The following is a 16,468-nucleotide window of genomic DNA, read 5'->3' as shown; positions in this document are numbered from 1 at the left end:
GGAACCCACGCCCTTTTGCCGACGCGCTCGTTTGTCGCGGCATGGACCGCAGAGGCTTTCTCACCGGAGTCGGGACCGGAGTCGCCGTCGGAATCGCCGGCTGTCTCGACGGCGGCGGACCGGACCGCCCGTTTCCCGAGGTCGACTGGCGGGACGAGGACGGCCTCGACGTGGCGGCCCTCTCGGAGAGCCACGTCGAGGCGCTCGTCGACGCCGGGGGCGCCACGCTGTTCTCGACGGCGGAGACGACCCACGACGGGGACGCGGAGCCGAGCCGGTGGCTTCCCTCCCAGGAGTACGAGTCCGCCTACGACCTCGAGAACGGGCGCCAGTACGTGCGACAGGAGCTGACGGAGACCGAGGAGACCGACGTGTCGGAGCTGTACGTCGCCGACGGCGAGGCGCTGGTCCGCCAGCGGATCGGCGGCGAGACGCAGTACGGCCGCCAGTCGGTCGACCGATCGGTCGACGGCCTCGAAGGGGCGATGCGCTCGGAGGTCGTGACCGGGATTCGCGTCGAAGGAGAGACGGCGAGCGGCGAGACGGAGTACGAGGGACTGAACCTGTGGAACCCGACGAGCGACGGCGAGGGAGAGGTGCGCGGCGAGCCGACCGCGCGGTTCACCGCCGACGCCTTCGAGGGCGACCGGAACGTCCCCGAGACGGTCGAGACGGCGTCGGCGACGGTTCACGTGTACGAGTCCGGCGTGGTGCCGCGACTCGAACAGTCGTGGGCGGGCCCGCACGACGACCAGGAGGCGACCGTCGACGTCGACATCGACTACCGCGACCTCGGCGCGACGGTGTCGGAACCGGAGTGGGTCGAGGAGGCGCGCGAGGAGACGAGCGCCTGACTTGCGGACGCGTTTCTGAATCGTTCCGGTTCGGTTCCAGACGAAACGACGGGCGCTCGAAACCGTTGAGCCGGTAAGCCGGCGAGAGCGCCCGTCGTTTTCGATCGTCTCGTTTCGCAAAACACTCTCAGAACGGACGAGAGGTACCGTTCGAGCGATCTGAGGGCGTTTCTCCGCGTCGAAAGACGACGCTTAAGTAGCTCCGTTCGGAAGTGGATGTACGATGGCGAACGGAAAATACGCGGCCCGTAAGCTCAAACAGGACCGGCAGAAGCGCCGCTGGTCCGACTCCGAGTACGCTCGGCGAGAGCGCGGGCTCAAGAAGAAGTCCGACCCCCTCGAAGGCGCCCCGCAGGCCCGCGGGATCGTGCTGGAGAAGGTCGGGATCGAGGCAAAGCAGCCGAACTCGGCGATCCGAAAGTGCGTCCGCGTGCAGCTCATCAAGAACGGGAAGCAGGTCACCGCGTTCTGTCCCGGTGACGGCGCCATCTCGTTCATCGACGAGCACGACGAGGTCACGATCGCCGGGATCGGCGGGGCGAAGGGTCGCGCGATGGGCGACCTTTCCGGTGTCAACTACAAGGTCGAGAAAGTCAACGGCGTCTCCATGATCGAACTGGTTCGCGGAAACGCGGAGAAGCCCGTCAGATGAGCGGTGAGGAGACCGAGGCGCCGTCCGACGAGGACGTCGCCGCCGACGAGCCGGAGCCGGACGCGCCCGCGTCCAGCGAGGCAGCCAACGAGAACGCCAAGCTGTTCGGCGTCTGGGACGTCACCGAGATCGCCTACGAGGACCCCTCGACGAAGCGCTACATGACCGTGACGCCCATCGCCCACACCATGGGCCGTCACGCGTCAAAACAGTTCAAGAAAAGCGAGATCTCCCTGGTCGAGCGGATGATCAACCGCCTGATGCAGACCGACGAGAACACGGGCAAGAAACAGCAGGCGACCCGGATCGTCCGCGACGCCTTCGACATCATCCACGAGCGGACCGAGGGGAACCCGGTCCAGATCCTCGTGACGGCCGTCGAGAACGCCGCGCCCCGCGAGGAGACCGTTCGGCTGAAGTACGGCGGGATCTCCGTCCCCAAGGCGGTCGACGTCGCTCCCCAGCGCCGCGTCGATCAGGCCCTGCTGTTCATCTCCGACGGCGTCGCCAACGCGACGTACAAGTCGAGCACCGCCGCCGCCGAGGCGCTCGCCAACGAGCTCGTCACGGCCGCGGACTACGACCCCGAGCGCTCCTACTCCATCTCGCAGAAGGAGGAGCGCGAGCGCGTCGCCGCCGCGGCCCGCTAACGCCGGTTTCGACCTCGGACCGACGGGACGCGTTTTCGCGGTTCTCTCGTTTCGACCGGGGATGCGGAGCGACGGCTTGAGATCGGGAGTGGGTGTTGTGCGCGATTGGGGTTGGTGTCCATACGCGATCGAGTGGTGCCGGCGGCTGTTTATACGCGCTCGACGACTCTGGGCTAACAGCCGGGTCAGTACGACCGCGGGAGCCCGAGCACGCGCTCGCCGAGGTAGTTGAGCGCGAGCTGTTGGGTCACCGGGACGAGCCGGGTCAGCCGGGCCTCGCGGAGGTACCGCTCCACGTCGTACTCGCGCGCGACGCCGAACCCGCCGTGGGTCTGGACCGCGGCGTCGGCGGCCTCGAACGCGGCCTCGGCCGCGAGGTACTTCGCGACGTTCGCCTCGGCGCCGGCCTCGGTCCGGTCGAGGTCGTCGAGTCGGTCGGCGGCGTCGTAGATCACCTTCTTCGCGGCGAGCAGGTCGGCGTACGCCTCCGCGAGCGGGTGCTGGATCGCCTGATTGGCGCCGATCGGCCCGCCGAACACCTCGCGCTCGGTGGCGTAGTCGATCCCGCTTTCCAGCGCGGTCTCGCCGAGGCCGAGACACTCCGCGGCGATCACCAGCCGCTCCTCGTTGAGTCCGTCGAGGACCTGGTAGAACCCCTCGCCCTCCTCCCCGATCAGGTTCGACGCCGGCACGTGCACGTCGTCGAAGTAGAGCTGGTAGGAGTGGACCGCTCGACTCGCCGTCTTGGGGATGCGCTCGATCTCCAGCCCGTCGGCGTAGGCGTCCTCCAGGTCGACGAGGATCATCGAGATGCCGCGGGTCCGCTTGTCGACCTCCTCGCGGGGGGTCGTCCGCGCCATCAACACGAGGTAGTCGCTGTCCTCCACGCGGGAGATCCACACCTTCTCGCCGTTGATCACGTACTCGTCGCCGTCGCGTTCCGCGGCGGTGCCGCTCCGTTCCGAGGCGCTTCGGTCCGAGGCGCTCCGCGCCTCGCGCTCCGCTCGCGTCGTCATCGCCGTCGAGTCGGAGCCGGCGTTCGGCTCGGTCAGCCCGAACGCCTGGATCGTCTCCTCGCCCGCGGCGACCTTCGGAAGTAGCTCCGCCTTCAGCTCCTCGTCGGCGTACTTCACGATGGGGACGGAGTTGTAGATCCCGCCGTGGATCGACTGGGGCGCGGCGAACCCGCCGCCGCTGGCCGCGATCTCCTCCATCATCACGACCGCCTCGCTGGTCGACATCCCCACGCCGCCGTACTCCTCGGGGATCAGCATGCCGAGCCAGCCGTCGGCGGCGAGCCGGTCGACGAACTCCTGCGGGTAGGTGGCCGTGCGGTCGCGCTCCCGCCAGTACTCGTCGTCGAACTCCGAACAGAGGTCGCGGATGCTCCGCCGAACGAGCGCCTGCCGTTCGGTGAGATCGACCGAATCGCGCCAGTCTCGTGGCATACGCTGACGTGCACCGCCGCGTCGCATAAGGATTCGCGTCGTGGCGATCCGTGCTCGGACCGGTGGCGGGGGACTGGGGTCCCGTAGTTCCGCCGGCCGCCGCGGCGACCGCCGATTGCCGAGAGCGGACCGCTTATGGATCGGGATGCGGTGGCTGACGGTGAATGGATCGCGCCTACTGGCGGACGGTGTCGCTGGTCACGCTGTGGCAGGTGTCGGCGAGCATCTGTTACTACACCGTCTTCGCGGCGACCCCCTTCTTCCGGGACGAGTTCGGGCTCTCACGGTTCAGGGTCGGCATCGTCGTCACGACGCTCACGCTCGGCTACGCGGTGTTCCTGCTGCCGGTCGGCGCGCTCACGGACCGGTTCGGCGAGCGGCGAACGCTCTCGCTCGGGCTCGTCGGGCTCGCCGCCGGAATGGTGCTCGTCGCCGGCGCGCCGACGTACGCGCTGCTTCTGGCGGCCGTCTTCCTGCTCGGCTCGGTGTACAGCACCGCGATGCCCGGGACGAACAAGGCGGTGTACGACAGCATCGCGCCCGGCCGCCAGAACACCGCAATGGGGATCAAGCAGGTCGGCGTCACCGGCGGCAGCGGGATCAGTGCCCTGCTCGTCACCGGGCTCGCGGGCTACTTCTTCTGGGAGATCGGGTTCCTCATCGCGGCCGGGGTCGGCGTCGTCGTCGCGGCCGGCTTCTACGTCCTCTACCGCGGCGCGGGGGGCGGCACGAGCAGCTATCCGGACCTCCGCGGGCTGGCGTCGAACCGGCCGTACGTGCTGTTGGCCGTCTCCGGGCTGTTTCTCGGCGCCGCGCTGTTCACGACCACGGGGTACACCGTGCTCTACGTCGAAGAGTCGATCGGCGCGTCGGTCGCGTTCGGCGGCGTCGTGCTCGCGATCGTCCAGCTGTTCGGAAGCGGCGGGCGGCTGCTGGGCGGCTGGCTCTCCGATCACCTCCCCGGCGACCCGCAGACCCGGATCGGGGCGATCCTGCTCGTACAGACGGTCGCCAGCGCGGCCCTGTTTCTCGTCGTCGCGCGGACCTCGACGCAGACGAACGCCGGGATCGCGTTCGCGGCGCTCGGCTTCTTCGTCCTCGGGTTCACCGGCGTCTACTACTCCTGTATGGCGACGCTCGTCCCCTCGGAGCAGATGGGAAGCGCGACCGCGGGGTGCCAGCTCGCGTTGACCTCGGGGGCGCTGTTCGCGCCGCCCGCCTTCGGCTACCTCGCGGACGCCTTCGACTACCGGGCGAGCTGGACGCTGCTGTCCGGGGTGTGTCTCGTCGCCGCCGTCCTCGTCGTCGCCGTCATCCGGTCGGACCCGCCCGTCGGGGAGACGGCGATGGCGGAGTGATCCCGCTCCTGGCGCCCCTCGCACCCGCACCCGCCGCCTCCCGTCTCGCGGCAACCGCGGCGGGTACCCTCGGACCTATGCCGGCCGACAGAGAACCCGTCCCCAATGGACCGCGCCGAACGACGGATCGTGGCCTTCACCGCCGGCTCGCACGGGCTCGTCCACACCTACGAGCTGTCGATCCCGATCCTGTTGACCGTGTGGATCGGGGAGTTCTCGACGACGGCGGCCGCCCTCGGGCTCGTCGTGACGGTCGGCTACGGGCTGTTCGGCGTCGGGGCGCTGCCCGGCGGAATCCTAGTCGACCGCTTCGGATCGAAGCCGCTCATCCTCGCGTGTCTCGCGGGGATGGCCGGCTCGTTCCTGCTCGTGAGCGTCGCGCCCAACCTCCTCACGCTCGCGGTCGCGATCGGCGCGTGGGGGATCACCGCGAGCGTCTACCACCCGGCGGGGCTGTCGCTGCTCTCGAAGACGGTGGACCAGCGAGGGACCGCGCTCGGCTACCACGGGATCGGCGGGAACCTCGGGATCGCTCTGGGACCGCTGGCGACCGCGCTCCTGCTGTTGGCGTTCGACTGGCGGATCGTCGCCGCCGCGCTCACGGCTCCCGTGGTCGTCGTCGCCGCCTACGGGGCGACCGTCGACGTCGGCGCCGCGATGACCGACCGGGGGGCCGAGGCCGGTGACGGCGACGGTGACAGTGACGGCGACGGTGACGGAGAGGGCGGCGGCACCAAAGGCGAGATCTCGGCGGCGACGATCGTCGACGACACCCGCGTGCTGCTCGCCGGCGGGTTCCTGATCGTGTTCGCGTTCGTCACGTTCAGCGGACTCTACTACCGAACGTTCCTCACGTTCCTGCCGGATCTCCTCAGCGACGTGCTCGGCGGGCTGATCGACGTGCAGCTCATCGATCCGGAGAGCCCGTACGCCGAGGAGTTCGACGTGGGCCGGTACCTGTACGTGGCGGTCCTCACCGTCGGCGTGTTCGGGCAATACCTCGGCGGGCGGATCGCCGACCGCGTGCCGCCCGAGCGCGGACTGATGGCGCTGATGGGGATTCTGGCGGCCCTCGCGCTCCTGTTCGTTCCCGCGGGGCGGACCACGGTGACGTTCCTCGCGGCCTCGCTCGCCCTCGGCGTCGCGCTGTTCACGGTCCAGCCGCTCTCGCAGGCGACGGTGGCGGCCTACTCCCCGAGCGAGGCGCGCGGCATCTCGTTCGGCTACACGTACCTCGGGATCTTCGGCGTCGGGTCGCTCGGCGCCGCGCTCTCGGGCGCGGTCCTCACCCGGGCCGGGCCGCGCGAGCTGTTCGTCGTCCTCGCGGGCATCGCGGTCATGGGCGCGCTCTCGGCGGCCGCCGTCACCCGGTTCGCGACGCGGCGGGACTGATTGCTCCGACGGTCGCTTTTAAGGGAAGCCGTGCTGAATCGTGGGGTATGTACCACGTCCTGTTGCCGGTCGACATCGAGTCGAAGCGCGCGCTCTCGCAGGCCGGCATCCTCGAATCGCTCCCCGTCGAGCCGGCGGAGATCGAGGTCACCCTGTTGCACGTGTACGAGTCGGTCGACGCGCCGGCCGACGAGGCCGGGTCGTCCGTCATCGACGAGGTCAACGAGTCGATCGAGGAGCTCCGCGGAATTCCCGACTCACTCACCGACGTGGAGGCGCGGCTCGACGAGCTCGGGATCGTTCACGACCGGGAGCTCCACGTCGGGGACGCGGCCGAGGCGATCCTCGAAGTCGCCGACGACCGGGACGTGGACGCGATCGTCATCGGGATGCGCAAGCGCTCGCCGGTCGGGAAGGCGCTGTTCGGCAGCGTCAGCCAGACCGTCCTGCTCAACGCCGACCGCCCGGTGATCGTCGGGAAGCCGAGCGAGGACGAGTAGCGCTCCGGCTGACCGCGAGGTCGCCGACAGAACCGCTAGACCTCATTCCTTTCACACCGTCGCCGCGTCCACCAGCTCCGCGACCGATCGCCCGTCGAGCGACTCGATCACCGCCGTCAGGCGGTCGGCGTCGACGCCGGTGCCGGCGAGCAATCCCTCGGCCTTCGCCCGCGCGTCGGCGTCGGACATCGGCTTTGCGGGCTCGCCGAGCGGGATGCTCACGGAGCGCTCGCGAGTCTCGCCCGCGGCGGTCACGGCCACGTCGGCGCCCCACTCTGCGGGGAACCGGCGCTCGATCGCCTCGTCGGTCGTCACGGTCGTCGCCTCCATCAGCCGCCGGATCTCGGGGTCGTCCCAGCGCGGCGGGTCGTCGAACCGACCGACGGCCCGCAGGAACGACTCGGCGCCGGCCGACCCTTCAATGAGGGTGAGCGCGGCGGCGAAGGGCGCCGAGAACTGGCAGTCGACGAAGCTCTCGGGGCGCCGTTTCGCCTCGATCGGGTCGCCCGTGAGCCGGACGCCGGCGCTCGGGATCGCGATCCGGATCGACTCCACGTCGGCGGGGTCGACCGCGGGCGCGATCTCCCGGAGCCCGTCGATCGCGGAGTGGAGGTACCGACAGCAGGGGTACGGCTTGCGCCCCGTCTCCGCGACCGCGTCGCGCTCGCCCAGCCGGTCGAACGCCGCGGGGTTCGGGTCGTCGCTGTACCCCGCGAGGAAGCCGTGCTCCCCGTCGAGGGGGTCGGCCGCGCCGACGACGCCAGCGGCGGCCAGATCGGTCGCCTCGATCGCGCGGCGGGCGGCGAGCCCGGGGTGGAGCCGCTTGTTCCACGCGCCGTTCGCGAGGAACTGGAGGGAGCCGGCCGCCTGACTCCCGGCGATCCCGAGGGCGTTCCGGAGCCCGTCGGCGTCGAGCCCGCGCGCCACGCCGGCGGCCGCGACCGCGCCGAAGGTCCCGCAGGTGGCGGTCACGTGGAAGCCGCGGTCGTAGTGGGAGTCGGGGCCGACCGCCTCGCCGACGGTGCAGGCCACGTCGTAGCCGGCCGCGACCGCCGCGAGAAACCGGTCCGTGCTCGCCTCGGCGGCCTCGGCGGCCGAGAGCGCGGCCGCGATCGTCGGTGCGCCCGGGTGCAGCGAGGAGGGGAGGTGCGTGTCGTCGAAGTCGAGGCTGTGCGCGAACGCGCCGTTCGCGAACGCGGCGTCCGCGGGCGTCATCGGCTCGCCGGTCGGGATGACGGTGGCCGTCTCGTCCGTCGCCGGGTCGGGGGTCGGCCCGGCGATCCGGTCGATCCCGTCGCGGATCGCGGGCGAGGAGTCGGCGTGGGCCGCCCCGCCGATCGCGACGGCGAACCAGTCGAGGAGGTGCGCCGGCAGGTCGGGGCGGTCGCCGTCGACGGTCTCGCAGCGATCGACAATGCGGTCGATTACCATGCCGGCGGATGGACGGCCGACCGCATCAAGGTTCGGCCGACGGCAGGCGGGAGGCGCGAGAACGCGAACGCAAAGAGATGTCCGAGAGGTTCAGACCGTGTGTTTCGCTTCCTCGGGGTCGTCGACGATCTCGACGCCGCGGTTGTTGACGGCGTGGGGGTCGAGCCCGACCTCCTGCAGGAACTGCTTGTAGTGCCGCTCGGCGGTCTCGCCGTCCTTCTGCTTGTCGCTGGCGTGGTCGCACAGCTCGATGAGGTTCTCCGGCACGTCGTTCTCGTGGACGATCCAGTGGTTGATCGTGTCCGAGAGCCGGCGGATGGGCGAGGTGAAGTGGCCGTAGATGTCGAAGTTGAGCGCGTGGTGGCCGCCGAACGGGTCGTTCATGTACTTCGCGCGGGGCATCACCTTCAGCACGGCGCGCTGGATCTTGTTGAGCTGGCGGCCGGGCGACTCTTCGAGGGCGGCGTTGACCGCCTTCCGCGGGTCGTCGCCCCACGCGTCGCCCGGGATGGAGACGGAGTCGAGCTCCTGGATCTCTTTTAACGCCTTGCTCCACTGATCGGGGGTCGGCTGCGGGTGGACGCGGTACATCGCCTCGACGCCGCGGTCCCACATCAGGGTGTGCGTCACCGCCTTGTTCGCCTTCAGCATCGACTCCTCGATGATGGTGTGCGCGCGGTCCCGGCGGGGATTGAGGACGAGCGAGCCGTCCGCCTTGCGCTGTTCGTGCATGCGGTCGGCGAGCTCGAAGGCGAGGGCGTTCTCCTCGCCGAGGGGGAGCGAGGGGTCTTCCAGCCGCTCCTCACACTCGTTGTAGGTGAGCCGCTCGTCGGAGTTGATGACGGACTTGTAGATCTCGATGTTCTCGAAGGAGAGCGTCTCGTCGTCGATCTCCATCTCGACGGTGTGCGCGAGGCGGTCCTCGTTCGGGACGAGCGAGCAGACGGTCTCCGCGAGCACCGGCGGGAGCATGTGGATCGTGTAGTCGGGCAGGTAGACGGTGTTGGCCCGCTCGACCGCCTCCTCCCACATCGCGGTGTCGGGGGTGACGTAGTGGGTCACGTCGGCGATGTGGACCCACAACCGGTAGGCGCCCTCCTCCCGCTCGATCGAGATGGCGTCGTCGAAGTCCTGCGCGTCGATCGGGTCGGTGGTCCACGTCGTCAGGTCGCGGAGGTCCTCGCGCTCGTCGATCTCGGCTTCGATCTCGTCGTACACGCCCTCGGTCCGCGCCTCGGCCTCGCGGAGGACCTCGCTCGGGAACTCGTCGCGGATCTCGAACTCCTCGAACAGTTCCGCCCGCTTCTCGGCGAGGCGGTCGGCCAGCTCCGGCGTGATCGTCACGGGACCCTGGTCCTCCGCGGACCCCGGTTTCGGCTCGTCGTCTGACATACGGTGACCAACGCGTGTCCGTTAGAAAGGCCTGTCGGGGCGGAGAGGCGGCGGCGACCGACCGAGGGCGAGACGAAGCGTCCCCGGTCTCACCCGACGACCGCACCGAGGACTGGCGAGAGCGCGAACGCCGCGACCGTCAGCGAGACGAGGCCGAGGACGACCGGCACCGCCGACCGGCCGACCAGCCGGAGCGCGGTGCGGCGCGCGCTCGCGTCGCCGACCACGAAGGGGGAGCCACCGTCGATCCGCGCTTTCACCTCGCCGACCGGCGCGTCCGGGAAGGCGGTCGCGTCGCCGACGACCGTCACGTCGTCGCTGGGACGGAGAACGCGCTGGCGGTACCGGCGCTTGGGATCGTTGCCGACGGTGAGCGGGCCGAGCTCCCACCCGGTCTCGGACTCGTCGACGGCCTCCACCGCGTCCGTGAACCGCCGGACGCGCTCGGGCGGCGTCTCGTCAGCCGCGACCTCGACGTCCTCGTCGACGCCGAACGCGAAGTCGGCGGCCGCGGGGTCGACGCGGACGCCGACGCCGTCGACGACGACGCGGAACGGGACCCCCGCCTCGCCGGAGTCGATCGACACCCACGACCGGCCCTTCCCCTGACTCCGGTACTCCGACACGTCGTACGCGCAACAGAGGCACCCCTCGTCGGTGAACGGGGCGGGGAGCGTCTCGGACCCGTCTTCATCGACGGCAGATCCGCCGTGAGCGTCCGACGCGCGCTCGGCGCGTCCGGTGATTCGCACCCGGCGGTCGCCGGCGTGCAGCGACCGAGGGTCGGTCGCGGCCGCGCGGGCGATGCGGACCGCGTCAAGCGAGCCTCGCCCGCCGTGGGCGAGGAACGCGAGGCCGACGAGCAGCGCGGCGACGCCGATCAGGGTCGGGAGGGGATCGATCGCGGTCTGGATCGGAGCCGAAGGGGCGGCGGGCGTCGAACGGAGGAGCATGTGTCAGTCGGGTTTCGAACCGCGGGAGGAAGGCGTGTCGGTTGCGTTACCGGTCGCGCTCCGAACGACCGGGCGATTCGCCGGCGTCGGCGACCGCGTCGGCGTAGCGGTCGAGGAACTCCTCGCGGGAGAGCCCGTCCGACTCGATGGAGAGGATCATCGATTCGAGCCCGTCGCGCGGCTGGTGACAGATCTCGTCGTCGCAGTCGGTACAGGGGTACTCGAACGCCTTGTCGCGCCGGTCCCAGCGGTTCCCCTCCTTGTCGTACTCGCGCGCGTCCTCGCGCAGCACCGAGTCGCCACACGCGATGCAGATCACCGTTCGCCGGTCCCGGCTCTTCCGGGAGCGCCACATACCCGTTCCCTCGGACCGGGCGCACTTAGCGTTTGGTGCGCGGCAGACGCCCGTCGGACGGTGTCCCGCTCGGAGGCGTACGACCCGGCGCTCGCGGAGACGATCAACGCCTTCGCCGTCGGGTACGTGCTCGTGATGGCGATCCTCGGCACGACGCTGATGCAGTACTCCGAGCCGTTCGAGTCGACCGCGGCCTCGTGGCCGGGTCGACCGGACGCGGCGGGCGACTGGGTGTCGTCGGCGTCGGCGTCGCCGAGGACGCCGGTCCGGCTCCCCCACTCCGGCTCACCGTCGGACCGCCACCGTTGTCCGACACGCGTTCACACGTCGCATCCGATTGCTGTAAGTTTTTGCGGCGACGGGCACTACCGATCGACCGATGGCTCCAGAACTCGACGAGATCGACCTCGGTACGGTCCCCCTCGGTCGAACCGGCCTCCGCACGAGCGAGCTGCAGCTCGGCACGTGGCGGTTCGGCCGCGTCACCGAGGCGGGCAACGTGGAGATCGACGAGGCCCGCGCCCGCGAGCTGCTCGACGGGTACGAGGCCGCCGGCGGGCGCTACATCGACACCGCCGACGTGTACGGCGGCGGCGACTGCGAGCGCTGGATCGGCGACTGGCTCGCCGAGCGCGACCGCGAGCGCTACACGATCGCGTCGAAGGTGTACTGGCAGATCCGCGACGGCGACCCGAACAGCCGCGGCACGAACCGCAAGAACGTCCGCCACCGCGTCGACGCCCTCCTCGACCGGCTCGACACCGACTACATCGATGTCCTCTACATCCACCGGTGGGACGACGGGACGCCGGCCCGCGAGCTGATGAAGACGCTGAACGGGCTCGTCGAGTCCGGCACGGTCCACTACCTCGGCGCCTCCACGCTCCGGCCGAACGCGTGGAAGGTCGCCCGCGCCAACGAGATCGCCCGCAACGAGGGCTGGGAGCCGTTCAAAGTGCTCCAGCCGCGCTACAACCTCGTCGACCGCGAGGTCGAGGGCGACTACCTGGAGTTCGCGCGCCAGCGCGACCTCGCCGTCTCCCCGTGGAGCCCGCTCGGACAGGGGTTCCTGACCGGGAAGTACGACCGCGACGAGGACCTCCCCGAGGAGTCGAAGGCCGCCGAGTCCAGCCGCTTCCAGGAGGCGTACCTCACCGAGGAGAACTTCGACCTCCACGACGAGCTCGACGCCGTCGCCGACGAAGTCGACGCGACGCCCGCACAGACCGCGCTCGCGTGGCTCGCCCACCGCGACGGCGTCACCGCGCCCATCGTCGGCGCGCGCACGACCGACCAGCTCGCGGAGAACCTCGCGGCCGCCTCGATCGACCTCTCCGACGAGCAGGTCGACCGGCTCACCGCCGCGAAGCCCGGCCCGTACGACGGGCTGTGAATCCTCCCGACCGCTGACTCGGGGGGCTTACCGCTCCGCGCAGTACTCGACGAAGTTCCGGAGGATGCGGAGCCCGGTCTCCCCGCTCTTCTCGGGGTGGAACTGCGTGCCGAACACGTTGCCGGCCTCGTTGGCGACGACCGCGGGGAAGTCGACGCCGTAGTCCGCGGTGGCGACGACCGCGTCCGGGTCGTCGGGCTCGGCGTAGTACGAGTGGACGAAGTAGGCGTACTCGCCGTCGACGGACCCTCCCATGGGTCCGTCTGCCTGCGGGGTCTCCGACCCCCGTCTGTTTACGCCCTCGACCAGCGGGTGATCGCGCGCGACTTCGAGCTCGTTCCACCCCATGTGCGGCACCTTGCGGTCCACGTCGAACCGGACGTTGGTGCCGGGGACCAGATCGAGGCCGGTCACCTCGCCTTCCCCCTCGTGGTCGGCCTCCTCGCTGGAGGTGAGGAGCATCTGCATCCCGAGACAGATCCCGAACAGGGGGCGGCCGGCGTCGGCGTGGTCGGTCAGCGCCTCGCGCAGCGGGCCGGCGTTCTCCATCCCCTCGCGGAACGCGCCCACGCCCGGGAGGACGACGCCGTCGGCGGCCGCGAACGCCTCGGGATCGTCGGTAATCTCGACCGACGCGCCCGCGCGCTCCAACCCGCGGGTCGCCGACCGGAGGTTCCCGAGGCCGTAGTCGACAAGAACCACGTCCGCCAGCGTCTCCGCGGGCGGTTCGAAGGTGCTCATACGTCCCCTCGGAGGGGGACGGAAAAGTCGGTTTCCCTTGTGACAGTTCGATGGGCGGTCGTCCACTCCGACGGCCGCGGTCCGCCTCGAACGGGGCGCGGCGGGCGGAGCGCTCCCGCGTTCACTTCATCGCCGATTCCATCATCCGGCGCGGGAAGCCGGTGATGAGCTCCCAGATGCTCATCTCCACGTCGTCGGAGCGCAGCCGCGACCGGAGCCGCTGGCTGAACAGCTCGACGGAGATGATGAGCAGGAAGATGGCGAGCAGCGTCGCCATCATCTCGGTGAACCGCAGCAGGTTCTGCTGGGAGGTGAGGACGTAGCCGAGCCCCCCGGCGCCGATGACGCCGACGGTGACGGCGGCGCGGACGTTGATCTCGAAGATGTACAGCGTCCACGCGATGAACCCGGTCCGGACCTGACTCAGCATGCCGAAGAAGACGATCTGGGGCTTGCTCGCCCCGGTCGTTCGCATCGCCTCGATCGGCCCGTCCTCGATCTCTTCGAGCTCGTCGACGAACAGCCGGCCGAGGTTCCCGATCGTATCGAACGCGATCGCGAGCGCGGCGGAGGCGGGACCGAGCCCGAGGAACGGGATGAAGATGAGCGTCCAGATGATCGCGGGAATCGCCCGGATGAAGGACATCGTCCCGCGGAAGATGAAGTTGAAGGGGAACGGGGTGACGCGCTCGGAGCCGAGCGTCCCGAAGATCAGCGCGAACGGGAACCCGAGGATCGTCCCGACGAACCCCATCGCGAGCGTGATGCCGGCCTCCCCGAATATCTGGAAGATCCCGAGCTCCTGGAAGAAGAACGCGTAGATGTCCGTCGGGTTCGGGGGGAACTGGAACAGCAGCCCGCCGATCGCGGGGTCGTACAGCAGGTTCTCCTGTCTGATGAACCCGACGTACTGGCCGATGTCGAGGAACGGGAGCACGCCGAAGTGGTCCGTGATCGGGAAGAACCCGGTCAACGACTCGGTGAACGTTTCGAGGCGCGCGTCGGGGTTCAAAAGCTCCGTCGCGGCGAACGCCTGCAGCGTCGTGAACACGAGGAAGGCCGCGAGCCCGAGCCACCCGAGCGCCCGACGGCGACGGGTCCGTTTGATGTTCTCGAACTGTTCGGCGATGCGGTCCGGAACGTCGGCGGCGTCGTCGACGCCGACCGCCTCCGAGCGCGTCCCGTCGGAATCCGTGGTGTCTGTTGTCACTCGTAGATCAGCTCCGTTCTCGTCACGTCGTCGCGACCTCGTCGGTCGCGCCGCTACCGTCACCGTCGTCGCGGACGAACATCCCCTCGGTGTCGATGTCGCCGTAGAGGTCGTCGATGACGTCGATCGTCAGGTCGTCCCGGTACCCGTCGAACACCTTCTTGCCGTCTCGCAGCCCGATGAACCGGTGTCCGAACTTCCGGGCGATGTTCACCTGGTGGAGGCTACAGAAGGTCGTCAGATCGCGGTCCTCGGAGGCGGTCCGGAGGTACCCCATCACGCTCTGTGCGCTGCCGGGGTCGAGGCTCGCGACCGGCTCGTCGGCGAGCAAGACCTCCGGCCGCTGGACGAGCGCGCGGGCGATCCCCACGCGCTGCTGTTGGCCGCCGCTCATGCTCCGTGCCTTCTGTTCGGCCTCGTCCAAGAGCCCGACCGTGTCGAGGGCGTCGAGGGCGCGGTGCTTCTCCTCGGTATCCTGAAGCTGCAGCACGCTGGAGACGAATCCCGAGCGGTGGACGCCGCCGGAAAGCGAGTTCGAGTACGCCGTCATGTCGCCGATGATGTTGTGCTGCTGGAAGATCATCGCGACGGACGGGCGCGGCTCGATCATGGGCTCGCCGTCGATCCGGATCTCGCCCTCGGTCGGCGAGAGCAGCCCGCTCAGCGTTCGCAGCAGCGTCGACTTCCCGGACCCCGAGACCCCGAGCACGATGACGAACTCGCCGGCGGGGACCTCGAAGGACACGTCGTCGAGCGCGACTGTGTCGCCGAACCGTTTCGTAAGGCCGTCTACTTCGATGTGAGTCATAAAGAAAGCGTGTGAGTAGCCGCTCAGCCTAGAGCGTGCTCCACTCCAAGCCGAGCTCCTGACCGAGCTCCGCGACGGGGTCGTAGTCCTCGACGCTCGCCTCGACGACGCCGCTGAACCAGAGCGCGTGCGCCTCGACTAGCTCCAAGTCGTCCTGCTGGTCCTCGCTGAGTTCGGACTCGTCCATGTCGAGGATCGCGGGGTCGACGTTGAGCGCCTCGGCGATGTCCGCCTGCGACTCGTGTTCGAACGCCTCCTGTGGCGCGTCGATCATCAGCTGGCGGAGGTCGTCTTTGAGCGACTCCTCCCACGCGGCGTTGCTCACGATCGGCGCGCGCGGGATCGGGTCGGAGACCGCGAGGAGCTGCATCTCGGGGTCGCTTTCGCCCGCACCGTCGTACTCGGCCGAGACCTCGACAAACTCCTGTGACATCTCGTCGAACTGCTCCTGCGGGACGTGCGCCGCGGTGGAGAACGCGCCCGTCCCGGCGGCCGCGATCCGGTCGTCCTGAATGAGCTGTTCGCGGGCCGTGGTGTGGTCGGAGGTCCGGAGCTCGAAGTCCTCGGGCGAGCCGGAGGGGGCGCTCCCGATGTCGATCCCGGCGTTGCTGAGCATGTACAGCGGGAACAGCGTCCCGGAGACCGAGGTGGGCGCGGCCGACGCGACGACCTCGCCCTCCAGATCCGAGAGCGACTCGATACCGCTGTCGGTCGTCGTCGTGATGAGCGAGAAGTACTGCTCCGCGCCGTACGCCACCCGCATCCCCGTCACGTCGAGCTCGCCGGGGATCTGCGCGACCGCGCCCGGCGACACGTCCGCGAAGAGCCGGTCGCCCTCCGCGGCGCGTCGGAGCTCCTGTGCGGTGCCGGAGTAGCTCGCGGTCGGCTGTTCGACGATCTCCACGTCGAGCTCGGACTCGAGGTACTCGAACAGCGGCTGGTACTGCACCTGGATGTCGATCTCCTCCTCCGCGGGGTTCAACACCCACGTAACCTCCGTCGCGGAGTTCCCGGAGTCCCCCGCCGTGCCGCCGTCCGAACCGTCGCTCCCGTCGCCCGACCCGCCATCGCTGCCGTCGCCGCCATCGCCACTGTCCCCGCCGCTGCTGTCGGAACAGCCGGCGAGTCCGACTACCCCGGCCGCACCGGCCGTCTTGACAAATGTTCGCCGATTCGCCGACCACCTGTTGTCGGACATACAGTTGTGCGTTCGACTCGCATGGTATATTATTTTCGTACGTGTTTAGCCCCGTCTGATTTCGTCACTATCTCGTAGGTGGTGGCCTATGACAGACACATGGTCTGCCAGCAGGGAGTCAGTCTACATCCTC

At 69.5% G+C, this 16,468-nt stretch carries 16 protein-coding genes and 1 pseudogene; 8 read left to right on the top strand and 9 right to left on the bottom strand.

Features of this window, described 5'->3' with window-relative positions; translation table 11 throughout:
- The first annotated feature begins 41 nt into the window (after positions 1-41).
- The 3 genes from ESO89_RS06955 (at position 42) to ESO89_RS06945 (ending at position 2,156) form a co-directional block, all read left to right on the top strand.
- Positions 42-854, top strand: coding sequence for a DUF7537 family lipoprotein (locus tag ESO89_RS06955; protein WP_128904844.1), 813 nt, complete (start codon positions 42-44; stop codon positions 852-854).
- Between the two features lie 223 nt (positions 855-1,077).
- Complete coding sequence (locus tag ESO89_RS06950; RefSeq protein ID WP_004048726.1) at positions 1,078-1,506, top strand: 30S ribosomal protein S12; 429 nt, start codon at positions 1,078-1,080, stop codon at positions 1,504-1,506.
- A complete protein-coding gene (locus tag ESO89_RS06945) occupies positions 1,503-2,156 on the top strand; it encodes a 30S ribosomal protein S7 (protein WP_128904843.1) in 654 nt (217 codons plus the stop codon). Before ESO89_RS06950 ends, ESO89_RS06945 begins: the two co-directional genes overlap by 4 nt.
- Positions 2,157-2,341: 185 nt before the next feature.
- On the opposite strand, the gene ESO89_RS06940 is transcribed toward ESO89_RS06945, so the two are convergent.
- The gene (locus ESO89_RS06940) at positions 2,342-3,604 is read right to left on the bottom strand and encodes an acyl-CoA dehydrogenase family protein (RefSeq protein ID WP_128904842.1); all 1,263 of its coding nucleotides are present in this window, start codon (positions 3,602-3,604) and stop codon (positions 2,342-2,344) included.
- 164 nt (positions 3,605-3,768) lie between these two features.
- Between ESO89_RS06940 and ESO89_RS06935 the strand changes: the two genes are divergently transcribed.
- The 3 genes from ESO89_RS06935 (at position 3,769) to ESO89_RS06925 (ending at position 6,854) form a co-directional block, all read left to right on the top strand.
- The gene (locus ESO89_RS06935) at positions 3,769-4,962 is read left to right on the top strand and encodes an MFS transporter (RefSeq protein WP_128904841.1); all 1,194 of its coding nucleotides are present in this window, start codon (positions 3,769-3,771) and stop codon (positions 4,960-4,962) included.
- Positions 4,963-5,067: 105 nt separating this feature from the next.
- A complete protein-coding gene (locus ESO89_RS06930) occupies positions 5,068-6,354 on the top strand; it encodes an MFS transporter (RefSeq protein WP_128904840.1) in 1,287 nt (428 codons plus the stop codon).
- Between the two features lie 47 nt (positions 6,355-6,401).
- Positions 6,402-6,854 (top strand): universal stress protein, encoded by a 453-nt coding sequence (locus ESO89_RS06925; RefSeq protein WP_128904839.1) that lies wholly within the window; start codon positions 6,402-6,404, stop codon positions 6,852-6,854.
- 51 nt (positions 6,855-6,905) lie between these two features.
- Here ESO89_RS06925 and ESO89_RS06920 read toward each other — a convergent pair whose 3' ends face one another.
- The 4 genes from ESO89_RS06920 to ESO89_RS06905 all read right to left on the bottom strand — a co-directional run bounded on the left by ESO89_RS06920 (position 6,906) and on the right by ESO89_RS06905 (position 10,985).
- Complete coding sequence (locus tag ESO89_RS06920; RefSeq protein ID WP_128904838.1) at positions 6,906-8,285, bottom strand: MmgE/PrpD family protein; 1,380 nt, start codon at positions 8,283-8,285, stop codon at positions 6,906-6,908.
- Between the two features lie 90 nt (positions 8,286-8,375).
- A complete protein-coding gene (locus ESO89_RS06915) occupies positions 8,376-9,677 on the bottom strand; it encodes a ribonuclease catalytic domain-containing protein (protein ID WP_128904837.1) in 1,302 nt (433 codons plus the stop codon).
- Positions 9,678-9,766: 89 nt separating this feature from the next.
- Positions 9,767-10,630 (bottom strand): hypothetical protein, encoded by an 864-nt coding sequence (locus ESO89_RS06910; RefSeq protein ID WP_128904836.1) that lies wholly within the window; start codon positions 10,628-10,630, stop codon positions 9,767-9,769.
- Between the two features lie 46 nt (positions 10,631-10,676).
- On the bottom strand, positions 10,677-10,985 hold the full coding sequence (locus ESO89_RS06905) for a DUF7562 family protein (protein ID WP_128904835.1): 309 nt from the start codon (positions 10,983-10,985) through the stop codon (positions 10,677-10,679).
- 75 nt (positions 10,986-11,060) lie between these two features.
- Between ESO89_RS06905 and ESO89_RS18945 the strand changes: the two are divergent.
- Both ESO89_RS18945 and ESO89_RS06895 read left to right on the top strand, forming a co-directional pair.
- Positions 11,061-11,222 (top strand): annotated as a pseudogene (locus ESO89_RS18945) (cation:proton antiporter); the annotation flags it as partial.
- Between the two features lie 142 nt (positions 11,223-11,364).
- Positions 11,365-12,378, top strand: a complete 1,014-nt coding sequence (locus ESO89_RS06895; protein WP_128904834.1) for an aldo/keto reductase — start codon at positions 11,365-11,367, stop codon at positions 12,376-12,378.
- A 27-nt stretch (positions 12,379-12,405) separates the two neighbouring features.
- On the opposite strand, the gene hisH is transcribed toward ESO89_RS06895, so the two are convergent.
- The 4 genes from hisH to ESO89_RS06875 form a co-directional block, all read right to left on the bottom strand.
- Positions 12,406-13,119, bottom strand: a complete 714-nt coding sequence (hisH, locus tag ESO89_RS06890) for an imidazole glycerol phosphate synthase subunit HisH (protein WP_128904833.1) — start codon at positions 13,117-13,119, stop codon at positions 12,406-12,408.
- 121 nt (positions 13,120-13,240) lie between these two features.
- Positions 13,241-14,329, bottom strand: coding sequence for a phosphonate ABC transporter, permease protein PhnE (gene phnE / locus ESO89_RS06885; protein WP_128904832.1), 1,089 nt, complete (start codon positions 14,327-14,329; stop codon positions 13,241-13,243).
- Between the two features lie 22 nt (positions 14,330-14,351).
- Positions 14,352-15,137, bottom strand: a complete 786-nt coding sequence (locus ESO89_RS06880) for a phosphonate ABC transporter ATP-binding protein (RefSeq protein ID WP_128904831.1) — start codon at positions 15,135-15,137, stop codon at positions 14,352-14,354.
- Between the two features lie 28 nt (positions 15,138-15,165).
- A complete protein-coding gene (locus ESO89_RS06875; RefSeq protein ID WP_128904830.1) occupies positions 15,166-16,335 on the bottom strand; it encodes a PhnD/SsuA/transferrin family substrate-binding protein in 1,170 nt (389 codons plus the stop codon).
- Between the last annotated feature and the right edge of the window lie 133 nt (positions 16,336-16,468).

Source organism: Halorubrum amylolyticum (genome assembly GCF_004114995.1).
In the GTDB taxonomy this organism is placed as follows: Archaea; Halobacteriota; Halobacteria; order Halobacteriales; family Haloferacaceae; genus Halorubrum; species Halorubrum amylolyticum.
Note: the sequence above shows the minus strand (reverse complement) of the source record. Positions and strands in the feature narration are given on the sequence as shown.